The organism is Streptomyces sp. NPDC001027 (genome assembly GCF_040299045.1).
In the GTDB taxonomy this organism is placed as follows: domain Bacteria; phylum Actinomycetota; class Actinomycetes; order Streptomycetales; family Streptomycetaceae; genus Streptomyces.
Map to the genome: position 1 here is coordinate 1 of NZ_JBEPBI010000410.1, position 4,479 is coordinate 4,479.

General features: G+C 74.7%; 5 protein-coding genes and 2 pseudogenes. All 7 read right to left on the reverse strand.

All coding sequences use genetic code 11. The features are described 5' to 3' along the window. Positions 1–1,291 (reverse strand): annotated as a pseudogene (locus ABT300_RS41740) (putative baseplate assembly protein); the annotation flags it as partial. Further along, on the reverse strand, positions 1,288–1,653 hold the full coding sequence (locus ABT300_RS41745) for a GPW/gp25 family protein (RefSeq protein WP_351687760.1): 366 nt from the start codon (positions 1,651–1,653) through the stop codon (positions 1,288–1,290). The pseudogene ABT300_RS41740 and the gene ABT300_RS41745, both read right to left, overlap by 4 nt. A 5-nt stretch (positions 1,654–1,658) precedes the next feature. Next, on the reverse strand, positions 1,659–2,009 hold the full coding sequence (locus ABT300_RS41750; protein WP_351687753.1) for a hypothetical protein: 351 nt from the start codon (positions 2,007–2,009) through the stop codon (positions 1,659–1,661). Between the two features lie 13 nt (positions 2,010–2,022). Beyond that, complete coding sequence (locus tag ABT300_RS41755) at positions 2,023–2,553, reverse strand: phage baseplate assembly protein V (protein WP_351687754.1); 531 nt, start codon at positions 2,551–2,553, stop codon at positions 2,023–2,025. After that, entirely contained in the window at positions 2,550–3,668 is a 1,119-nt protein-coding gene (locus ABT300_RS41760) for a hypothetical protein (RefSeq protein WP_351687756.1), read from the reverse strand. The genes ABT300_RS41755 and ABT300_RS41760 overlap by 4 nt, the downstream gene beginning before the upstream one ends. Beyond that, a complete protein-coding gene (locus ABT300_RS41765; protein WP_351687758.1) occupies positions 3,665–3,991 on the reverse strand; it encodes a LysM peptidoglycan-binding domain-containing protein in 327 nt (108 codons plus the stop codon). Before ABT300_RS41765 ends, ABT300_RS41760 begins: the two co-directional genes overlap by 4 nt. A 68-nt stretch (positions 3,992–4,059) precedes the next feature. Next, positions 4,060–4,479: pseudogene (locus tag ABT300_RS41770) on the reverse strand (hypothetical protein); the annotation flags it as partial.

Sequence of the window (4,479 nt, forward strand, 5' to 3'; positions counted from 1 at the left end):
GGGGCCACCAGGTGATCGGCAGGCCGTGTTCGACGAGGAGGGCGTTGCCGCGGGCCAGGACGCTCGCACTCGGCCGCCCGTCGGGCCCCCGCAGATTGCGCACGCACAGCGGGAAGGCCAGGGCGTCGTCGTCGGCCCAGGCGATCTTCACGACGGTCGTGCCGGACGCCGCGTCGACGTCGCGTGCGGCGCGGGTGAGCCGGACGGCCTGCCGGTGTGAGGGATTCGGCGGGTCGTCGCCCGGACCGTGGGTCTCCTCGAGGACGAGCAGGTCGCCGACCTGGAGATCCAGCGCCCGATGCGTCCCGTCGCCGTCGAGGAGAGCGGCCCGGGTGGCCCCGGCGGGCAGCCGGAACGTCCCTCGCCCCCAGGCCCACAGCGGGATCTCGTTGTGCTCGGGAGTCAGCCGCATGCTGCGGTGCTCCAGGGGGTGGTAGGCGGGACCGGGGGCCGAGGCGAGTGCGCCGGGCCCGATCACCGGCCCGCCCGGCGGCGGGACGGGCGCGTCGTCCGGCTGGGCCGTGAACGCGAGCCCCCCGGTGTCCACGCTCGTCTCCGCGGCCGTCTCCAGGCAGACGACGGTGCGGGCGGCGCAGCCGTCGTGCATGGGATACCCCACCAGCCGGGCGTGACGGCGCACGGAGGTGCGCAGCCGCGCGGTGTCCAGGTAGGCCTCGGTGGCCACGGCGTCCTGCTGGTAGCTGAGCCGGTCCCCCACATGCGCCAGCAGTTCCACGAGAGTGACCCAGAGATCGGGGGCGTGCCGGTCGCTCCAGCGAGGCAGGGTGAGCGAGAGCCGCTCCAGGAGCAGCCGGCGGAAACTGGCGTAGTCCTTGGCGAGGTAGTCGATCGCGGGCGCGGGCGGCAGGGACGGCCCGCCCGGGTCGCCGGCCGGCGCCGCTCGGCCCGGTGAGCGCTCCGCCGCACGGTCCGGCGTTCGGCGGACGTCGGGGTGGAAGGTGAAGTCCGCGTGGTCGTGACCGCCGTGGAAGCCCCGCCCCAGCAGCCGCAGCCGGTACGTGGAGTCGTCGCCCGGCCGGTCCAGGGTCAGCCGCAGCCGGGTCCCCGCGCCGTCGTCCTCGGGGCCGACGACCGGGACGACCCGCAGGACGCGGACGCCGACGACCCGTCGGCCGCCCTCGACGTCGAACCGGGTGCGGTCCATGCCCGACGGGAGCATTCCGAAGAACGTGACGGTGAGCGTGCGGCGGTCGGTGTGCGTCCGCACCTCGTGGATGCCGGCCGGCCCGTCCGCGCCGCGCGCCCCGGGGGAGTGGTTCACCGCGGTCATGACGGGCTCCCCCCGCCGGTGATCGTGACGGCGTGCCGTTCGCCGGTCGCCGTCAGCGTGTAGGCGACGGCCACCCGCAGGGTGGCTTCCTCGGAGGTCGCCGTGACGGAGTCCACCTGGAGGAGGTCGCCCAGCCAGCGCTGCAGCGCCGCCTGGGCGGTCATCTCCAGGGTCGCGGCGAGTTCGGGGCTGTTCGCCGTGAAGACCATGTCGAGCAGGCCGCAGCCGAAGTCGGGCCGGTTCACCCGTTCCCCGGGGCTGGTGAACAGCACCAGCTCGACCATGCTCCGGACGTGGTCGGCGTGCCCGGCCCGTGCCGTGCGGCCGCAGGCGTCCGTCCGATAGGGGAAGCCGACGTCCATCGCGCTCACATCCCCTGCACCCGGAACTGCATGGTCAGCACCATCGGCGGATTCGGCGGCGGAGTGCCCACGCCGATCGCCGGGGCCACGCCGGACGGCGTCGGCTGCAGCAGCACGGGCAGACCGTTCGCCAGCACCCTCGCCGAGGTCTGCAGCCAGGTCACGGCCGTGCACGGCGGCGCCCCCATGGAGGCGGCGGGAAAGCTGCAGCCGGCCACGAGGAGGACGTCCGCGGCGGTGAGGACCGGCTGGCCCCCCACCAGGACACGCTGCTGGACCGGCGCGGCGGCGTTCACCAGGCCGGGCGGGTGGGCGCACATCATCAGGGCGCCGTAGTGCAACAGCAGTCCGGGCATGGTCTGGTTCTCCTCACAGCACCGTCAGCGCGCCGTTGTTGACGGTGACCTGGGGTCCGACGAGTTGCAGGGTGGCGAGTCCGGGACCGCAGGAGATCTCGATCGACGTCTCGTTGATCTTGATGAATGGCCCGTTCTCGCCGTGCAGCTGCAGCTTGATCCCGCCGGCGGGCCCCGGCATGTCGCTGATGACGAGCGCGTTGCCGGTCGGTGTGGCCAGCACGATCTGCGGGACGCCCGGCGGCGCGGACTTCGCGGCCGACGGCACGTCCCCCGAGCCGCCCCGCCGGAACCCGGCGCACACCGCCCGTCCGGGGTCCCCGTCCTGGAACCGCACCCACACGCCGGCGTCCGGCGGCGGCACCACGTACATGCCGCAGTCCGAGCCGGCCAACGGGGTGAGCGGCGCCGCCCACACGGGGGCGTCGTCGCCCAGCACCTCGGGGACCCGCACGAGGAGCCGGCCCACGCCGGTCGGGTCGACGGCCGAGACCACGACCCCCTCGTACATCCCGTGCCACTGGTTCACCTGTGCCGTCGTCAAGGGGTCACCGCCTGGGTGTCGGCGCCGAGTCCGTCGCGGACCAGCGTGAAGTGCTGCCGGTAGGCGTCCCGGGAGAGGTCGTGGGTCACGGCGGCCACGAAGTACCGCCCGTCGTACGCCCGGCCCGCCCCGCGCACCCCCACCAGCCCGTGGGCGTCGAGGACATGGCCGTACCGCAGCACGTCGACGGTCCCGCGGGCGGTGACGGCGTCGGCGGCGAGTTCGCGGCCGAGCCCGGCCAGCAGGGTCCGGGTCAGGGACCGGCTCGTCTGCCCGGTGAGCGCGCCGGTGCGCAGCGCCTGTGCCGGATGGGCCGCAAGGCTTCTGCGCAGCACGCCCGGCTCGGGTGCGGTGACCTCGGAGGCGGTCGTCGAGGGCGGCTCCAGCCGCTCGACGCCGTAACCGGCGCCGGCCAGCCCGTCGAAGGAGAAGGTCAGCTCCTCGACGTTGTCGGCGGCGCCGCACCCGCAGGTGAGGGCCGGCTGCAGGGCGCCGTCGCGGTTCTGCGGTCCCCAGTACGCCGTGCTCGCGCCCGGCGCAGGCCCGGGTTCCAGGTGGAAGACGTGCCCGACCTCCGCCGCCGACGCCCGCAGATACGCCAGGTCGGTCGCCGACTGCACCGGAATGTCGACGACCGGGTTCGGCTGGTCGGTGAGGACCGGCGCCACGGTCCGCGGGCTGATGCCGTACTGCGCGTACCCGGCGCACACCGCGGCCGCCCGCAGCTGCGGCGGCAGGCCCGGGTACGCACGCCGGACGTGGACGAGGTCCATGAGCGCCGTCAGGTCCTCGCCCGTGACGAACAGGAAGGCCGAGCCGGGAGCCCGGCCCACGTGCATCTCCTGATGGGTCACCACGCCGTCCATCAGCACATGACACCGGCCGGACAGGACCACGGCCACCACCACCCGCGCCTTCGGGTGCAGCGACCCGCCCGGCAGGACCGCTCCGGTCAGCGGCGACCGGGGGCTGACGGCGAACGTCAGCTGAAAGCCGTTGGTCCGGCCGCTCGCGGAGGTGATCCGCACCCCGTGCAGGGCGTCCACCAGCGCCGCCGGGGCCGGGGCCGGCACGGTGTCCCCGACCAGCAGCAGGAGGTGCAGGCCGTGCGTCATCGCGGCCCCGCGCCGTGGCCTGCCGCCGTGGACGCCTCGGCCGGCAGGGCGATCCGCAGCCGGCGGCCGGGTGCGGCCGTCAACTCGTCCGGACGCACGGCGCGGTTGGCGTCGGCGATCCGCCACGACTGCTCCGGGTCGCCGAAATGCCGGTGCGCGACCAGGTCCAGTCGGTCTCCGGCCGCCACCACGTGCTCGCCGACGACCGTCAGCTCCTCGGGCCGGGGCAGGAAGCGTCGTCGCAGATGCCGAACGGTCCTCCCGTCCGCGAGCGTGCGGGTCGTGGTCGGGATCGCGTGATACCTGCTGCTCGGCTCGAACATCACTGGCCTCCTCGGGCTGCCGCCCGGTCGCCCCCTGCTGTGGTCCCCGCCCTTCGCCGCACGGCTCCTCACCCCGCATAGCCGACCGACCCGGGGCCGTATCCGACGAGCGCCGCGAACCGCTCCCTGCCCTGCTGGTACTGCAGATACAGTCCGCCGGCCCGGTGGCTGAACCCGACGTCGTCGACGGTGAGGACGCGCACCGTCAGAGTGACCCGCGCCCTGATCGGGTTGAGCTCGCCGTCGTACGCCTCCTCGGTGACGTCGAGATCCAGCATCCGCACCGGCAGGACCCGGTGCGCCCCGAGCACCAGCACGGGCAGCGGCGCCTGGACGGGAGCGATCTCGAGGATGCCCTGGGCGGCCAGGTCGTTCTGCCGGGTCAACTGCGCGCCGGTCGGCGCGACCGCCGTCTCCAGCGCGGACAGCATGCCGAGCAGCCCGGACGTGGCGGGCGGCGCCGGGCCGCCGGCCGGGGCCGGCCGGTC